Raw genomic sequence first — 16,727 nt, forward strand, 5'->3', positions numbered from 1 at the left:
AATGCGGCGGGGTTTTCACGGATCAGACGGATATCATGCATGGCGCTAGGCTATGCCGAGGCCGGCAGGTACGCGCAACCCGGTGCGCCCGCGGGACGTTGGGGAGGGCAGAGGCACAGATCAAAGAGGAGAAAGCCCGTGGATCTTCCGCACAAGTCCGTCGTCATGGTCGCCGATGGCCGCAAGATGTTGTTCCTGCGCAACGAGGGCGATGCCGCCTTTCCGAACCTGGTCGTCGAAGAGGCGGTCGAGCAGGAGAACCCCGCGACGCGTGACCAGGCGACCGACTCGGCCGGCCGCGCCTCGTCCCCGCAGGGTGCCGCGCAGAGCTCGGTCGAACCCACCGATTTCCATCAGATCGAGGAAGACCGGTTCGCGGCCGACGCAGCCGAGCTGCTCAAGACACGCGCGTTGAAGAACGACTTCGATTCGCTCGTCATCGTCGCACCGCCCAAGACACTGGGCGAGATGCGCAAACATTATCACAAGGCGGTCAGCAGCAGGCTGGCGGGCGAGCTCGCCAAGGATCTGACCGGGCATCCGATTGCGGACATCGAGACGGCGCTCAAGAACGCCTGATCATTGCCACCCGATAGTTGAAAAGGCCCGCAACACGTTGTTGCGGGCTTTTTTTTATGTCCGAGATTTATGCAGGATCAGTGCGCGGCGCGCTTCGCGAACCGCCGGCGGGCAACGAGGGCCGCGGCCGCTGCGCCGAACAGCAGCACCATCGGGGGTGCCGGAACCGGGGCGGGTGGCCCGCCACTTGAGCCGGTGCTGCCATTGCCGCCGCCGTTCGAGCCATGCCAGCCGCCGTTCGAGCTCCAGCCGCCATTGCTGCTCCAGCCTGCGCTGCTCGATCCATAGCTCGACGACGAGGTCGAGCTCGATCCGCTGCTGGTCGACGACACGGTGCCGCCCGAACTGCTGCTGGTCGACGAGGCGACGTTGCCGCTGGACGAGGAAGACACGTTCCCGCTCGACGACGACGAAACGTTGCCACTGGATGAGGAGGATACGTTACCGCTCGACGAGGACGATACGTTACCGCTGCTCCCGCCGCTGGCGGACGACGAGGTGCTCGACACCGACGCGCCGCCGGTGCTGGACGACGATCCGCCTGTCGATGATCCGCCCGTGGATGACCCGCCGGTCGACGAGGTGCTGCTGACGCCACCGCTCGAGGTCGAGCCGCCACTCGTGCTCGATGAACCGCCGCTCGTGCTCGACGAGCCCCCGCTCGAGGTCGACGAGATGACGATGCTGCCGCCCGAGCCGCCGCCGCCAAAGAAACCGCCGCCAAAGCCGCCGCCGCCAAAGCCGCCACCCGGGCCGCCGCCGCCGAAGAAGCCGCCGCCGCTGTTTATCGGCACGGCGGTCGGACTGCCGGCGCCGCCCACGAACGGGTCGGCAAACCCCACGGGGACCGGGGGCGCATTGGCGACCGTCACCATGGCCGGCGCGCAGGCGGTCGTCCGTGTGGTGACGACGCGACGGATGCGCGGACGGGCGACGGCGCCAATCTGGCGGGGGACAACGCGCTTGGTCATCGTCTTGGTCTGGATCGCGCGCTTCGGACGCTCGGCGACATGGACGGCGCCGCCGCCGATGATCGCGCCTCCGCAGGCGCACGCGCATAATTTGGCCAAGGCCATCCGCACCGACATACTCAAAGTCTCTCTCGTTGCCGACGCGCAGACGACGTCGGATCGCGTTCACGGCACTCGGACGCCGTGTTCGCACAAAGCGCAAAACAAAGCGTTAAGCGCAAGCGCCCATGACGTGATCTGGTGGTCATTCTCACAATATCGCGACGGGCGGGGCGCTCAATACGCAGACCGTGCCGTGGCGGGACAGTTGTCGCATCCAGGATCATGGCGACGGGCCGATTCCCGGGACTCGCTGAGGCCGTCGGCGGGCGGTGTAACCCGGATGCATCGGTACGCAAGAATGTGTCTTCATTATCGATCCAAGCGCAAGTCTGCTCGCTTGTGGTCCGGAACACGTAAGACTATAGGCCCTTTCACCATTTGGGGGTGGCTTCGAGACGCGGCTTTTCGCGCCGACCGGCCAGAGGGAGAGTGGTATGGCAACGGTAATGAATCGCGTAGACGAGCACGGTACCAATCTTGCAGCAGCCAATGATGCCGATGGCTATCGACCGACGGCCGACGAGCCGTTCATGAGCCTGCGTCAGCAGGCCTATTTCCGGCAGAAGCTGCAGCAGTGGAAGGACGCTATCCTGCGGGAATCGCAGGAAACCCTGTCGCAGCTCCAGGTCGATTCGCTGCGCGAGGCGGATTTGACCGACCGTGCGTCGAGCGAAACCGACTGGTCGATCGAACTGCGGACCCGGGATCGCCAGCGCAAGCTCGTCTCGAAGATCGAGGCGGCGATCCGCCGGATCGACGATGGCGAATATGGCTATTGCGAAGTCACGGGCGAACCGATCAGCCTGGCCCGCCTCGAGGCGCGGCCGATCGCGACGATGACCGTGGAGGCGCAGGAACGCCACGAGCGCAACGAAAAAATCTCCCGCGAGGACTGATATCGGGTCGGCGAACAGCGCATAGGCACGTGGTCCGCCTTCTGATATATGCGACGCATATCTCGACGTCGGGACACAGGAATACGGATGGACATGAGAAACCAAGGGTCGTTGGGCGCCGAGGGTGCGGCAGGTGCCGGCGCCGGGGAGTCCGTCGAGGATAGCGCAGACCCGGGCCAGAACCGGCCGGTCCGTGACAGCCTGCTGATGATCGCGCGGTTCAGCTATGCCGACGGTGCGGGTGTGTACGAGGTGCGGGTCCGCAACCTGTCCGAGGGCGGGCTGATGATCGAGTTCGATCGGCCGCTTGCCGTCGATACGCCGGTCACGATCGACCTGCGCGGGATTGGTGAGGTTACCGGACGGGTGGCGTGGTGCACGCAGGGTCGTCTGGGAATCGCGCTCGACGAGACGATCGACCCGATGAAGGCGCGCAAGTCGGTCGGGCAGGGGCAGACGACGCCGACCTTCGCCAAGCCGATCGTGTTCCGGGAGCCGCGGTCACGGTAACCTCGTCCGGTAGAGCGGGGCAGCGTTAGGTTGCCGGTAACGGTTGAATAGGGGCTGACTGAAGAGGCGGTGGTGGCGTATCCGGCACCCCGCCAGTCCGGCTTTCCCGAGGGGGAAGGAATCGGAAAAGCCGGAACCGCGTGACGACAGGCCGATCGCCCGCCGCCACGAACGGCGTTGGGTCTAGAGGTTGGCGAGTTCTTCCTTCAGGCGAAGCTTCTGCTTCTTCAGTCCTGCGAGCGCCAGCGCGTCGGGCATAGGCCGGTGTACCTCTTCGGAAATCCGGCGGTCGAGCATTTGATGCTTGGTTTCCAGCGCAGCCTGGTGCGTCGTTTGCATGGTGGAAAAACTCCTTCTGCATTCGTGTTGGGGTCCCGAGTAAACCATCGCGCCACCCAAAAGTCTTTAACGAAGATTGGTGAATCGACCGGGCGAGCCGTCACGTGCGACGGGCCGAGCCCGGGCGGCCGAACGGCGCGCGTCGGGCAGTTTTTGGTGCTCGCGCAATGCCATGCATTTGCTAAGGACCGCGTAGCAGGGGTGGGCGAAGGACATGATGGTGGACGAGGCACAGATCAGGGTCCGACTGGACGAAATCCGGACCGAGCATCGCGACCTCGATTCGGCAATCGCCGCGCTCTGGTCGCTCACCGTTCCCGACCAGCTGCAGATCGCCCGGCTCAAGAAGCGCAAGCTGCGGCTACGCGACGAAATTGCCGCGTTCGAGGACCAGTTGATCCCCGACATCATCGCCTGACCCGTCCGAGCAGGCGCGGATGCGGGGCGTGATTTCGGACAGCGCCTTCAAATTGCGTCATAATATAGATCGAGCGGTCGATCGAAGCGGCGCGTTTCGGGACACATCCTGGCGCATCGCTGCGTTTTCCCGATGGGCGCGGCGATGCGGCTATGGCAGTCGGGCAGAATGATTGGTCGACCGCCCGAACTGCCCCTGCAAGACCGCATGATCGGTGCGCTGTACCGTGAAGCGATGCGGCTGGCCGAAGAGGCGCGGGCCTATTTCGACGATACGGGACGGACCGACCGGGACGGGCTCGAACCGCTCGTCCGCGTCAGCCTGAGCTGTGAATCGCTCAAGGTCACGACCCGGTTGCTCCATGTCCTCGCGTGGTTGCTGACGCAGCGCGCGGTTCAGGCGGGTGAACTCACGCGGGGCGAGGCGCTGGATCCGGCGCGGCGGCTCGGCGAGGCGCCGGTGACCGATGACGCGATGCTGGCGGCGTTTCCACCCAGCGCGAGGGCGCTGATCACCGCGAGCATGCAGCTTCACCGGCGCGTCGCGCTGCTCGACGCCGCGCTTGATGCGCCACGGCCCGCCGCGAGCCCCGCCTTGTCGATGCAGGATCGCCTCGCCCGCGTCCTCTAATGCCGCTGGCGGGGCGTACCGTCAGACGAGCCTGGCCTAGACGAGGCCGAGCCGGGTGCGTGCCGCGCGATATTCGCGCTCAAGCCGGTCGACGCGGTCGGCGACGCTCTCTACCGCGGTAACCGCACCGATGCCCTGGCCCGATCCCCAGATATCCTTCCACGCCTTGGGCTTCGATCCACCTTCGGCATTGGCACCGCCCCCGAAGTTCATCGTCTTAAGGTCGCCCTCGGGCAGCGCATCGGGATCCATCCCGGCTGCGACGATCGACGCGCGCAGGTAATTGCCGTGCACGCCGGTGAACAGGTTCGAATAGACGATGTCCGCCGCGCGCCCCGCGACGATGCCGTCCTTATAGGCCTGGTCGGCATTCGCCTCGACCGTCGCGATGAAGGGCGAGCCGATATATCCGAAATCGGCACCCATCGCCTGCGCCGCGAGTACCGCGTCGCCGGTCGCGATCGCGCCCGACAGCGCGAGCGGACCGTCGAACCACTGGCGAATCTCCTGGATGATCGCAAACGGCGATAGTCGTCCGGCATGGCCGCCGGCGCCCGCGGCGACCGCGATCAGGCCGTCGGCACCCTTTTCGATCGCCTTGCGCGCGAACCGGTCATCGATGACGTCGTGCAGCGTGATCCCGCCCCAGCCATGCACCGCGGTGTTCAGATCCTCGCGCGCGCCGAGCGAGGTGATCACGATCGGCACCTGCCATTTGGCACAGGTTTCGAGATCGCGTTCGAGCCGGTCGTTCGACTTGTGGACGATCTGATTGACCGCGAACGGCGCGGCGGGGCGATCGGGATTGGCGCGATTGTGCGCGCTTAGCTCCTCGGTGATCCGGTGGAGCCATTCGTCGAGCATCGCCTGCGGTCGCGCATTGAGCGCCGGGAAGGATCCGACGATGCCCGCCTTGCACTGGGCGATCACCAGGTCGGGTCCGGAAATGATGAACAGCGGCGACCCGATCACGGGCAGGCGCAGGCTCTTTAGAATAGCGGGTACGGTCATGGCGCGTTTCATAGCGCAGCCGAAACGGCTGCGCCAGCATTCTGGTTAGAGCGGCAGTCACGTGTGATTGCCATGTGACCGCAAATGCTTAGAGCGATCGGCATAGAGTGTTCCGGAGATGTGCCGCCATGAAGTTTGCCGTTGCCGCCTTGCTGGCGCTGTCCGTGTCTGCGCCCGCGCTTGCCGCAGGGCAGTTGCCGCGCAGTGTCGTGCCGATCCTGTACGATATCCAGGTACGCCCGGATGCGAAGGCGATGACGTTCAGCGGGACCGAGACGGTGACCATCGACGTCAAGCAGGCGACCCGGACGATCCAGTTGAACGCGGCGGATTTGAACATCACGTCGGCGACGTTCGACGGCCGCCCCGCCACCGTAAAGGCGGACGCCGCAGCACAGCTGCTTACGGTGACGCTGCCCGCGGCGGTGAGCGTCGGGCGGCACAGCCTGGCCTTTGCCTGGACGGGCAAGATCAACCAGTCCGCGTCCGGGCTGTTCGCGATCGACTATGCCAATGCCGACGGGTCGTCGTCGCGGATGCTCGCGACCCAGTTCGAGGCCCCCGACGCGCGCCGGTTCGCACCGATGTGGGACGAGCCCGCGTTCAAGGCGAAGTTCCGCCTGTCCGCGGTCGCGCCGGGCGCTCAGCTGGCCTTCTCGAACATGCCTGCCACGGCGATCACGAAGCAGGCGGACGGCACGCAGCTCTACAAGTTCGGCGAGACGCCGCTGATGTCGAGTTATCTGCTGTTCCTCGGCATGGGGGACATGGAGCGCAAGACGCTGATGGCGGGCAAGACCGAGATCGGCATCATCAGCCGCAAGGGAGTCGTCGATCAGGGCGACTATGCGCTCGCCGCCGCGAAGGACCTGCTTGCCTATTACAACGACTATTTCGGCCAGCCCTATCCGCTGCCCAAGATGGACATGATCGCGGGGCCGGGATCGAGCCAGTTTTTCGGCGCGATGGAGAATTGGGGCGCGATCTTCTATTTCGAGAACGAATTGCTGTTCGACCCGAAGCGCGCGACCGAAAGCGCGAAGCAGCGCATTTATACCGTTGTCGCGCATGAAATGGCGCACCAGTGGTTCGGCGACCTCGTCACCATGGCGTGGTGGGACGATCTGTGGCTGAACGAGGGGTTCGCCTCGTGGATGGAGGGCAAGTCGAGCGGCGTACTCGTGCCAGCGTGGAAATCCGAGGCGGCCGCGGTGTCGGGCGAGCGCGAGGGGGCGATGGGGATCGACGCAACGTCCGCGACGCACCCGATCATCCGCAAGGTCGAGACCGTCGACCAGATTGGCGAAGCGTTCGACGGCATCACCTATTCGAAGGGGCAGGCCGTGATTGGCATGCTCGAATCGACGCTCGGCCCCGACGTGTTCCGCAAGGGCATCCGCAGCTACATGGCCAAGTATAAATACGGCAACACGGTCACCGAACAGCTCTGGGCCGAATTGTCCGCAGCCGCGGGCAAGCCGGTCGCAGAGATCGCGCACGACTTCACCTTGCAGGGCGGCGTGCCGCTGGTGACGATGACGGGCGCGACCTGCAACGGCGGCGTTACCACCGCCATGCTGACGCAGGGCCGGTTCGGGCTGGATGCGGCATCGAAGACGCCGCAGACCTGGCACGTGCCGCTGGTCGTGGGCAATCTCGGCGGTGCGCAGACGGCGACGATCGTCACGGGCGCAGCGCCGTCGCGAGTCACGATCCGGGGATGCGGTACGGTCGTCCTCAACCGCGGCAAGGGCAGCTATACCCGCGTGATGTACGACGATGCGGGCCATGCCGCGATCGTCCGCGACTATGCCAGACTAGACCTCGCCGACCGGCTGGGCACGCTGGGCGATGATTTCGCACTGGCGGCGGGCGGCTATCAGGACCTGTCGCGTTATTTCGCGGTGATGGACAAGGTCGGGCCGGACGCCGATCCGCTCGAATGGTCGTCGGTCGCAGGCGCGCTCGGCCGGATCACCGGGCTGTACGACGACACCCCGCTCGAGGCGCCGCTGCGCGCGCGGTCGGTCGCGATCCTTGGCCCCGTGCTCGCGCGGATCGGCTTCGAGGCTAAACCGGGCGAATCGCCGCTGACGAGCAATTTGCGCGAGACGCTGGTCGGGCGGCTCGGCACCAATGGCGATACGGGCGTCGCGGACCGTGCGCGGCGCTATGTCGCGGCGCTGGCGACCGATCCGACCGCGATCCCGCCGGCGATCCGCCAGCCGATCCTGTCGACCTATGCCGTCAACGCGACCCCGGCGGAATGGGACGCGCTGCTTGCGCTCGCCAAGGCGGAGAAGAGCCCGGTTGCCAAGAACCGGTTCGTGACGCTGCTCGGGGCCGCGCGCGACCCCGCAACTGCGGGGCGGGCGCTCGCGCTGCTCAAGACCGACACAATCTCCGCGCCGCAAAAGGCCGGGCTGCTCCGCGCCGTCGCGGGGGCGCATCCCGACCTGGCGTTCGACTGGGCAGTCGCGAACCGTGAGCTGGTCGAGAGCTTCCTCGAGGCGAGCACGCGATCGGGTTATATCGTCGGGCTCGGCGCGGGCTCGAACGATCCGGCGATGCCGGGCAAGATCAGCGCCTTTGCGGACAAATATCTGCCCGCCTCGTCGCGAGGCGGCGTGACGCGGTCGCTGTCGACGATCGCGGTCCGCAAGGCCGCCGCCGACCAGCTGCGTCCCGCCGTCACCAAGTGGGTCGCCGGCTGACACAACGGCGCCGTTTCCCGGGCGATGTCCCGGGGTCCGGCGCGCATGGCTAGTCGATACGGGTCAGTCCGGTTGCGCAGGCGCGGGCCTTCTCGACATAATGCTGGGCGGAAATGCGGAGCGCCGCGATCGCCTGTTCATCGAGCTGCCGGACCGCACGCGCCGGGCTGCCGATGATCAGGCTGCCCGCGGGAAAGGTCTTGCCCTCGGTGACGAGCGCGCCGGCGCCGACGATGCAGTCCTCCGGGATCACCGCATGGTTGAGCAGGATCGCCCCCATGCCGATCAGCGACCGGTCGCCGACCGTGCAGCCGTGGAGGATGGCGTGATGGCCGATCGTGCAATCCTCGCCGATCCGAAGCGGCGCGCCGGGATCCGAATGGAGCATCGCGCCCTCCTGGATGTTGCTGCGCGCGCCGATGACGATCGGCGTATTGTCCGCGCGGACGACCGCACCGAACCACACGCTCGCCGCCTCGCCCAGCTGGACATCGGCGATCAGATCGGCGCTTGGCGCGACCCAGGCGGTCGGGTGGCAGGTGGGGCGTTTGTCGCCCAGGGCATAAAGCGGCATCGCAAGGTCTCTCCGTCGAACCCGCGGGCTGCGACGAAGCCCGAAACGACACCGCCGCACCGCAGATCATCGGTTCGATGTCTGCGATACGGCGGGATCGTCTGCAAGAGCGGCAGGACAGGCCGTCAGGCGACGGTATTTCAGGCGACGGGCGGCATGCCCTTGATCACCTTGTCGAGCGTCAGCGGATATTCGCGGATCCGGACGCCGCAGGCATTGTAGACCGCATTCGCGACCGCGGCGCCGACGCCGCAGATGCCGAGCTCGCCGACGCCCTTGGCCTTCATCGGCGACGACTTGGCGTCGGTCTCGTCCATGAAGAACACGTCCTGATAGGGGACGTCGGCATGCACCGGGACATGATATTCGGCCATGTCGTGATTGACGAAATAGCCGAACCTTTTGTCGACGACCGCGTCTTCCATCAGCGCCGCACCGACGCCCATGGTCATCGCGCCGATGACCTGGCTGCGCGCCGACTTGGGGTTAAGGATTCGCCCGGCGGCAAACGCACCGCTCATCCGGCGTACCCGAACCTCGCCGGTCGCCGAATCAACCGCGACCTCGACGAAATGGGCGCCGAAGGTCGACTGCGCATAGGTCTTGGTCAGATCGCCGAACTCGATCGAGTCCTCCGCCGACAGGCCCGCATCGCCCGCCGCCTCGGCGAGCGATACGCTGCGGTTGCCCGACTTCACCTTGCCGTCCTCGAAGACGATGTCGGTCGGGTCGAAGCCGAGCTTGCGTGCGACGCTGTCGCGCAGTGCCGAACAGGCCGCATAGACGCCCGCGGTCGAGCTGTTGCCGCCCCATTGGCCGCCCGAACCGGACGAGACGGGGAAGCTGCTGTCACCGAGCAGGACGATCACCTTGTCGAGCGGCACGCCCATCATCTCGGCCGCGGTCTGCGCGATGATCGTGTAGCTGCCGGTGCCGATGTCGGTCATGTCGGTGGCGACGGTGACGACGCCTTTCTTGTCGATCCCGACGCGCGCGCCGGACTTCATCGTGACATTGTCGCGGAAGGCGGACGCCATGCCCATGCCGATGAGCCAGCGGCCTTCGCGGACCTGGCCCGGCACGGGATTGCGCTTGTTCCAGCCGAACCGCTCCGCGCCCGTCCTGAGACAGCCGACGAGATCGCGGTGCGAGAAGGCGCGCTTGGGCGATTCGGGATCGACCTGCGTATCGTTGACGATGCGCAGCTGGACCGGATCCATTTTCAGCGTCTCGGCAAGCTCGTCCATCGCCGCCTCGAGCGCGAGCAGCCCGACCGCCTCGCCGGGGGCGCGCATCGCGTTGCCCTCAGGAAGGTCGAGCGTCGCGAGCCGCGTCGCGGTCATCCGGTTCGCGCCCGCATAGAGCAGCCGGGTGACGTTCGGCGCGGTCTCGGGTCCGCCACCGGGGAGATCGCCCGACCAGCTTTCATGCGCGATCGCGGTGATCGTGCCGTCCTTGCGCGCGCCGATCCGGAGCCGCTGGATCGTCGCCGGACGGTGCGTGGTGTTGTTCATGATCTGCGGACGGGTCAGCGCGACCTTGACCGGCTTGCCGCCGATCGCCCGCGAGGCGAGCGCGGCCATCACCGCATCGCTGCGGATCCAGAGCTTCGACCCGAAGCCGCCGCCGACGAAGGGCGACAAGACGTGGATGTCCTCCTTGGGAATGCCGAGCGTCTCGCTCATGTCGCGCACCGCCCAGTTGAGCATCTGGTTCGAGGTCCACAGCGTCAGCTTCGACCCCGTCCACGCAGCGGTCGTCGCGTGCGGCTCCATCATCGCATGGCTCTGATCGGGCGTGGTATAGGTCTGGTCGAGCTTGACCGGGGCCTTGGCAAAGGCGCCGGCGAAGTCGCCGATCGCGGTATCGGGCTTGCCGTCCTTCGGCTTCACCGCGGCGGATTTCTCCGCGGCGAGGTCGAATTTCCCGGCGCTGCGGGCATAGGTGACGCGGACCAGCTTCGCCGCTGCGCGCGCCTGTTCGAATGTCGATGCGACCACGATCGCGACCGCCTGATCGAAATGCTGGACGTCGGGGCCCGCGAGCATGCGGGCGGTATGCGCCTGCGCCTTGGCCACCGTACCGGCATTTTCATGCGTGACGACGGCGAGGACGCCTGGTGCAGCCTTGGCTTCGGCGAAATCGATCCGCTCGATCCGGCCCTTGGCGATCGCCGCGCCGACGATATAGCCATAGACCGCGCTCGGTGCGGCGTCGTTGCGTTCATAGGCATAGCGCGCGGTTCCGGTGGTCTTGCGCTTGCCGTCGATGCGGTCGACCGGTTGGCCGACGACCTTCATGCGGTCGATCGGGTTGGTCGTTGCGGGAGTGTCGAACTTCATGGCGATCAGGCCTTCGCTTCTTCGAGCACTGCGTGGATCGTGCGTTCGATCAGCGGCAGCTTGAATGCATTTTGCGACGTCGTGCGGGCACCAGCCAGAACGGCCGCGGCCGTGGCCTTGGCGCCCTTGGGCAGTTGCGCCTCGGCAGCTTCGACCCGCCACGGCTTGTGCGCGAGGCCGCCAAAGGCAAGGCGCCCGCGGCCATCGGGCTGGATGACCGCCGCGACCGACACCAAAGCGAACGCGTAGGAGGCACGGTCACGCACCTTCTGGTAGATGTGCGTGCCGCCAATCGGCTTTGGCAACGTGACCGCGGTGATCAGCTCACCCGCGGCGAGCGCGGTCTCGATATGCGGCGTCGTGCCCGGCAGCCGGTGGAAGTCGGCGATCGGGATGGCGCGTGTCTGGCCGGCCGAATTGACCGTCTCTACGGTCGCATCGAGCACTCGCATCGCGACCGCCATGTCGCTCGGGTGCGTCGCGATGCACGCATCGCTGGTCCCCATGACCGCGAGATTGCGGTTGAAGCCGCCGATCGCCGCGCAGCCGCTGCCCGGCTGGCGTTTGTTGCAGGGCTTGGTGGTATCGTAGAAATAGGGGCAGCGGGTCCGTTGCAGCAGATTGCCCGCGGTGGTCGCCTTGTTGCGCAACTGGCCGGACGCGCCTGACACGAGTGCCCGGCTGAGCACGCCGTAGTCCTTGCGGACGCGGGCGTCGGCGGCGAGGTCGGTGTTGCGAACCAGCGCACCGATCCGCAGGCCGCCGTCGCTGGTTGGTGCGATCGTATCGAGATCGAGGCCGTTGACGTCGATCAGATGCTGCGGCGTCTCGATCTGCAGCTTCATCAGGTCGAGCAGGTTGGTCCCGCCCGCGATGAACTTGGCGCCAGGCGTACGGACCGCCGCTGCCGCGGCGGCGCTCGCGGTCTTGGCGCGTTCGAAGGTAAAGGCCTTCATGCCATGCGCTCCGTGCCGGCGACGTCGTGGATCGCGTCGATGATGTTCGAATAGGCGCCACAGCGACAGATATTGCCGCTCATCCGCTCCTGAAGTTCGGCGGTCGTCACCTTCGGCTTGGCGGCGATGTCGCCGGTGGCATGGCTGGGGATGCCTTCCTTGATCTCGTTGAGCGTCGCGACCGCGGAGCAGATCTGGCCTGGCGTGCAATAGCCGCACTGATAGCCGTCATGCTTGACGAAGGCGGCCTGCATCGCGTGCAGCTTCTCCGGCGTGCCCAGACCCTCAATCGTGGTGATCGAGTCGCCCTCGTGCATCACTGCGAGCGTCAGACAGCTGTTGATCCGCCGGCCTTCGACGATGACCGTGCAGGCGCCGCACTGGCCGTGATCGCAGCCCTTCTTCGTGCCCGTCAGCTTCATCGTCTCGCGCAGCGCGTCGAGCAGGGTCGTCCGCGTATCGACCTCGATCAGGGTATTGCGGCCATTGACCTTGAGCGTCACCGGCATCGTCGTCGGCGGGGTCTGTTGCGGTGCCGCCACCTGCGCACCCACCGGGGTCCCGGTCAGGGTCGCGGTCGCTACGCCACCCGCGATCACGCCACGGCGCGATACGGGAAATGCGTCATTGCTGTTCATAAAGATCTAAAGCTCCCTGATCCGCTAACGAACGGATCGCCACGGAACCGGTTGCGTCGCCACGCCGGAATCCGCCCTAACTCGGAAAAAATAGGTATCAGGCGGCTGCCGCGCCATAGGGCGGGACCGAGATAATTGACGGTCTAAGCCAAAAGTCCCAATCCGACACCGTCATTGACCCTTCAAATCGCACGCAATTCTGATATCGTCATGATCACGATCAAGGGATTGAGCGATGCAGAGTTACGCGCAGACGGTTGCTCGACTGAGGTCGATGGCTTTCCTCCTTGAGGAGGCGTTGCGCATCGCTGACGAGGGCGGCAACGCGCTGGTCGGGGCGAAGATCAGCGATTGTGTCGACTGGATCGAACAGGAGCTGACGTCGGTCAACGTGCGCGCCGCGCTCCATCCGATCACCGAACAGGGCAGCGCGGACCCCGCCTGAGGGGCTGGCGCTCGGCGAGTCGAAACCACGTCAGTCGTGGCGCCGGGGAAAGGTCCCGTTCTAGAGGATCGCCAGCTGGACCGTCCGGGCATGATCCGTCTCGGCGTTCGATCCGCTCGCGCGCGGCCGATGCCAGTTAAGGCGGCCGATAACGGCGGCGATCCGTGAACAGCGTCGCTCGCCCTGACTGTACGCGCTGCCGGTTGCCGCAGCGCGCGCGCAGTCCGCATCCTCGCGCTTTCATCGGTGCCGCGACTCGACGTCAAAAAAAGTCGGAGGTGGAGCGATGGACAGTCTGCGCCCCCTGTGCTCGGATCTGTGCAGAGGGGAACAGCATGAGACCGGTTTTCAGATCTAAAATGGCGCTGACCGCGGTCGCCGTGACGATGGCTTTTGGCATGACCCCAGGGGTGGCTCGCGCCCAGGTCGCAGATCCCCTAGCGATGACGACCGATCCCGCAGATCGCGAGGTGATGGCGGAGGCAGCGTCGGCGATTGCCGGACGATCGCCCGACATCGCCCGGCTCGATGCGGTCCTTGCCAAACTGCCGCGGCCGACGCCGCTGCGCGGCATGGTGCAGACGGTGCGGGCCGGTGTTCTCGCAAGCGCGCAGGCGACCGGCCCCGCGGTCGCGGCGATCGAGGAGGCGCTGCGGCTTCTGCCGGATGATCCGCGGCCGAAACTCGTCGCGACGGGAATCTATACGTTTTCCGGTTCGCCGCAGCGCGCCGCGGATCTCCTCCTCCAGGCCAGCCGGCTTGCGCCGGAGATGACGCGGCATTTCGACCGCTACGTCGTCATGGCGTTGACGGGGCGTTTGACCGAGATCGGCGACCGGAGCCGGGCAGACCGGCTCAACGCCCGGCTTGGCGAGATCGGCTTCAGTTCGGGGCTCGCGCCCGAACGCTCGACCGCAGCCTTGTCCCGCACGCGCGAGGCGATGCGGATGTCGACAGGCGCATCGACTGACGAGGCGGCAAACCTCGTCACGACGATCGGCGATCCGGACGATCTGCTCACACTCTATATCGACCGACGCTATGCGCCGCTCTGGCCGCGGATCGCGGAATGGGCCGGGGCCGATCTCGCTGCCCAGTCGCGGCGCTACCTCGACGAGCTGCGCGGCGACTGGGCGGCGGCTGCCGATTTCGACACCGCTACGCCCTATGCGCGTCGCCTTTCCCGCCTCGAGGCGTATCCCGCGGTGCTCGGCCTGTTCCTGCCAATGTTCGACGGGATCGACACCGGAGCGGCGGTGCCAGTGGAGGCGCGTGCCGCGGGCGCGCCGCGGGGCGAGGGCGTGTTCCTCGCGCCGATCGTCGCCAGGGCGCTGGCGCATCAGGGGCGCTATGACGAGGCGCAGGCATTGCTGGCCAGGGTCGCGACGACCGTGCCGGCCGACGACCAGGGCAATGGCCTCAATCTCGACGGCGCCTATCTGCAGCTGGCGGCGATGGAGACCGACTGGCCGCAGGTCCTCACGCGCGCCGACGTCTTTCTCGATCGGGCGAAACGATACGGGAGCAACGTCAACCGCGCGTCCGTCCTGCTCGTCAAAGCCTGGCAGGCCTGTGCGCTCGCCCGGACTGGACAGAGCGCTGCCGCCGAACCCGTCACCGCAGAGGTGCTGTTGGACGAAGCGCTGGTGCCGGGCGCCGCGATGCAGATGTATGTCTGTCGGGGCGACCAGGCCGCGGCGCGCGCGCTCGTCATCCGCCGGCTCGCTGACGAGACGACCCGCGACTGGGCGCTGCGCTATGTCCAGCCGACCGGCTCCGCAACGACGACGCCGCTCGACCGGTTGACGGACCCGGTCGACGACGCGGTCCGGACCGCGCCCGACGTCGTCGCCGCGGCGACGCGGGTAGGGCGGATCCTGCCGAATCCCGTCAGCGTCGGGCTGCCGCAGGGGTTCGATCCGTTCCGCCTCCAACCGCGGACGACGCCGCTGGACGCGAACGCCGTCTAGGCGGCCGCGACGCCGATCGACCTCAGTCGCCGCACTGGGTCATCGGCACCGGCGCCGAATCGATCCTCACGTCGGATACCGACACCCCAAGCGCGCCGTCGGTCGCGAGCACGAAGGGTGCGGTGACATCCGCCATGTCGACACCGCGCTTGGCAAAGCATTGCAGCGGCACGACGACCTGGCGCCATTCGCCCGGCGTACCGGTCGCGAGCGTCCTGGTGATCGGGACGCTCACCACGGCACCGTCATGGCTGACCATGCCGATCGTAACGGGTGCGCTGGCGGCGCGATCGACGCGCAGGTCGACGACGAGGCTCAACTCGCCATTGCTCTCCCGCGTGAGATCGAGCGGACGATCCGCCTCGATGCGTGCCTCGGCCGCACCGCCCGACCAGACGAGGCTGCGTGCATCCTCCTGGCGGCGGCGGTCGACCGCCGAGGCGGTGAGCCGCCGGTTCGTCGTCGTCGCATTGACGCCAAGGAGGCGGACCTTCGACTGTCCCTGTTCGGCGAGGACGAGCGACCAGCCTTCGGGGACGCGACCCTTGCCGAACACGATGCCGCTCGATGCCACGGCGAGTCCGGCGGGGCGCGTCTCGTCGAGCTTCGGGACGGTGCCCGGCTTCGCGTAGCTCAACCCATAGCCATAGGCGAACAGCGGATCATAGCCGGGGTCCGCGCGGTTGAGCACATATTGATCGGGGCGTTTGGGCCAGGAGAAGCTGAGCTTGCCGCGAAAGTCGTTCGCGATGCGCCCGTCCTTGGTGCGGAACAGCACGTCGGCGACGCCGCCGCCCTCGCTCCCCGGCAGGAACGCCGCGACGAACGCATCGGCGGCATTGAGCTCGGCGTTCACCCAGAGCGGCCGTCCGGAGAGGAATACCGCCACCACCGGCACGCCCGCCGCCTTGAGCTTACGGAGCAGCGCGAGATCGGCCTTGTCGTCGGGGCTATAGTCGAGCGTCGGGCGGTCGCCCTTGAACTCGGCATAGGGCTGTTCGCCGAACACGACGATCGCCGCATCGGGTTTCTTCGCGAAGCTGCCGTTCGCCGACAGCGTCGCGGTGCCGCCCGCCGCCTTGACCGCCGCGTCGATGCCCGACCAGATCGACTGGGCATTGGGGAAGTTCGCATTGGTGAGGCCGCTACCCTGCCAGGTCAGCGACCAGCCGCCCGCCTGTTGTGCGATATCATCGGCACCGCCGCCTGCGACCAGGATATTGGCCGTGGGCTTGAGCGGCAGCAGCCCGCCTTGGTTCTTGAGCAGCACCAGCGATTCGCGCACTGCCCGCCGTGCGATGGCACGGTGGTCGGCCGCGCCGATCCGCTCCATCTTGCCCGCAAGCGCGCGCGACGACGGCCGCCCGCGGTCGAACGTGCCCGCGCGCAGCTTGACGCGGAGGATGCGGCGGACCGCGTCGTCGAGCCGAGCGGCGGAGATCTCGCCCGACTGCGCCTGTTTCAGCGTGTTCGCGTAGAGCGTTTTCCACCCGCTCCCCGAATACATGAACATGTCGAGCCCGGCATTGATCGCGGCGGCGCAGCTCTCGTTCGAACAGCCCTCGACCTGGCCGTGGCCGTTCCAGTCACCGACCACGAAGCCGTCGAAATGCAGCCGGTCTTTGAGCACGC

The 16,727-nt window shown here is 66.8% G+C and carries 17 protein-coding genes; 9 read left to right on the forward strand and 8 right to left on the reverse strand.

Annotation, left to right across the window (positions count from 1 at the left end):
• The first annotated feature begins 138 nt into the window (after positions 1-138).
• Positions 139-579 (forward strand): host attachment family protein, encoded by a 441-nt coding sequence (locus tag sphsw_RS17970; protein WP_031441820.1) that lies wholly within the window; start codon positions 139-141, stop codon positions 577-579.
• Positions 580-656: 77 nt separating this feature from the next.
• Here sphsw_RS17970 and sphsw_RS19095 read toward each other — a convergent pair whose 3' ends face one another.
• On the reverse strand, positions 657-911 hold the full coding sequence (locus sphsw_RS19095) for a PEP-CTERM sorting domain-containing protein (protein ID WP_081874428.1): 255 nt from the start codon (positions 909-911) through the stop codon (positions 657-659).
• 1 nt (position 912) lies between these two features.
• Here sphsw_RS19095 and sphsw_RS20715 point away from each other — a divergent pair, with 1 nt between their 5' ends.
• The 3 genes from sphsw_RS20715 (at position 913) to sphsw_RS17985 (ending at position 3,058) form a co-directional block, all read left to right on the forward strand.
• Positions 913-2,145, forward strand: coding sequence for a hypothetical protein (locus tag sphsw_RS20715; RefSeq protein ID WP_235188462.1), 1,233 nt, complete (start codon positions 913-915; stop codon positions 2,143-2,145).
• A complete protein-coding gene (gene dksA, locus sphsw_RS17980; protein ID WP_031393916.1) occupies positions 2,087-2,548 on the forward strand; it encodes an RNA polymerase-binding protein DksA in 462 nt (153 codons plus the stop codon). The genes sphsw_RS20715 and dksA overlap by 59 nt, the downstream gene beginning before the upstream one ends.
• Before the next feature lie 87 nt (positions 2,549-2,635).
• Entirely contained in the window at positions 2,636-3,058 is a 423-nt protein-coding gene (locus sphsw_RS17985; RefSeq protein ID WP_235188463.1) for a PilZ domain-containing protein, read from the forward strand.
• 183 nt (positions 3,059-3,241) lie between these two features.
• Here sphsw_RS17985 and sphsw_RS19105 read toward each other — a convergent pair whose 3' ends face one another.
• The gene (locus tag sphsw_RS19105; protein WP_081874429.1) at positions 3,242-3,397 is read right to left on the reverse strand and encodes a YdcH family protein; all 156 of its coding nucleotides are present in this window, start codon (positions 3,395-3,397) and stop codon (positions 3,242-3,244) included.
• Between the two features lie 220 nt (positions 3,398-3,617).
• On the opposite strand from sphsw_RS19105, the gene sphsw_RS17990 reads away from it, so the two are divergent.
• Both sphsw_RS17990 and sphsw_RS17995 read left to right on the forward strand, forming a co-directional pair.
• Positions 3,618-3,815, forward strand: coding sequence for a YdcH family protein (locus sphsw_RS17990; RefSeq protein WP_031393918.1), 198 nt, complete (start codon positions 3,618-3,620; stop codon positions 3,813-3,815).
• Between the two features lie 168 nt (positions 3,816-3,983).
• Positions 3,984-4,445 (forward strand): DUF1465 family protein, encoded by a 462-nt coding sequence (locus tag sphsw_RS17995; protein ID WP_031441823.1) that lies wholly within the window; start codon positions 3,984-3,986, stop codon positions 4,443-4,445.
• A gap of 36 nt (positions 4,446-4,481) precedes the next feature.
• Here the strand turns inward: sphsw_RS17995 and sphsw_RS18000 are convergent, their stop codons facing one another.
• Positions 4,482-5,456, reverse strand: coding sequence for an NAD(P)H-dependent flavin oxidoreductase (locus sphsw_RS18000; RefSeq protein ID WP_031441824.1), 975 nt, complete (start codon positions 5,454-5,456; stop codon positions 4,482-4,484).
• 128 nt (positions 5,457-5,584) lie between these two features.
• Between sphsw_RS18000 and sphsw_RS18005 the strand changes: the two genes are divergently transcribed.
• Positions 5,585-8,170 carry a M1 family metallopeptidase gene (locus tag sphsw_RS18005; RefSeq protein WP_031441825.1) on the forward strand — a complete coding sequence of 862 codons (2,586 nt, stop codon included), beginning with the start codon at positions 5,585-5,587 and terminating at the stop codon, positions 8,168-8,170.
• A gap of 49 nt (positions 8,171-8,219) precedes the next feature.
• On the opposite strand, the gene sphsw_RS18010 is transcribed toward sphsw_RS18005, so the two are convergent.
• The 4 genes from sphsw_RS18010 to paoA all read right to left on the reverse strand — a co-directional run bounded on the left by sphsw_RS18010 (position 8,220) and on the right by paoA (position 12,680).
• Positions 8,220-8,744 carry a gamma carbonic anhydrase family protein gene (locus sphsw_RS18010; RefSeq protein ID WP_031441826.1) on the reverse strand — a complete coding sequence of 175 codons (525 nt, stop codon included), beginning with the start codon at positions 8,742-8,744 and terminating at the stop codon, positions 8,220-8,222.
• Positions 8,745-8,884: 140 nt separating this feature from the next.
• Positions 8,885-11,086 carry an aldehyde oxidoreductase molybdenum-binding subunit PaoC gene (paoC, locus tag sphsw_RS18015; protein ID WP_031441827.1) on the reverse strand — a complete coding sequence of 734 codons (2,202 nt, stop codon included), beginning with the start codon at positions 11,084-11,086 and terminating at the stop codon, positions 8,885-8,887.
• Between the two features lie 5 nt (positions 11,087-11,091).
• A complete protein-coding gene (locus sphsw_RS18020) occupies positions 11,092-12,042 on the reverse strand; it encodes an FAD binding domain-containing protein (RefSeq protein WP_031441828.1) in 951 nt (316 codons plus the stop codon).
• A complete protein-coding gene (paoA, locus tag sphsw_RS18025) occupies positions 12,039-12,680 on the reverse strand; it encodes an aldehyde dehydrogenase iron-sulfur subunit PaoA (protein WP_031441829.1) in 642 nt (213 codons plus the stop codon). The genes sphsw_RS18020 and paoA overlap by 4 nt, the downstream gene beginning before the upstream one ends.
• 274 nt (positions 12,681-12,954) lie before the next feature.
• Here paoA and sphsw_RS20025 point away from each other — a divergent pair, with 274 nt between their 5' ends.
• Positions 12,955-13,125 carry a hypothetical protein gene (locus sphsw_RS20025; RefSeq protein ID WP_156363498.1) on the forward strand — a complete coding sequence of 57 codons (171 nt, stop codon included), beginning with the start codon at positions 12,955-12,957 and terminating at the stop codon, positions 13,123-13,125.
• Positions 13,126-13,568: 443 nt separating this feature from the next.
• Positions 13,569-15,095, forward strand: a complete 1,527-nt coding sequence (locus tag sphsw_RS18030) for a hypothetical protein (RefSeq protein ID WP_031441830.1) — start codon at positions 13,569-13,571, stop codon at positions 15,093-15,095.
• Between the two features lie 22 nt (positions 15,096-15,117).
• Here sphsw_RS18030 and sphsw_RS18035 read toward each other — a convergent pair.
• Positions 15,118-16,727, reverse strand: a 1,610-nt coding sequence (locus tag sphsw_RS18035; protein ID WP_031441831.1) for a glycoside hydrolase family 3 C-terminal domain-containing protein, incomplete at its 5' end; no start/stop codon positions are given.

Source organism: Sphingomonas sp. FUKUSWIS1, assembly GCF_000733135.1.
Taxonomy (GTDB): domain Bacteria; phylum Pseudomonadota; class Alphaproteobacteria; order Sphingomonadales; family Sphingomonadaceae; genus Sphingomonas; species Sphingomonas aerolata.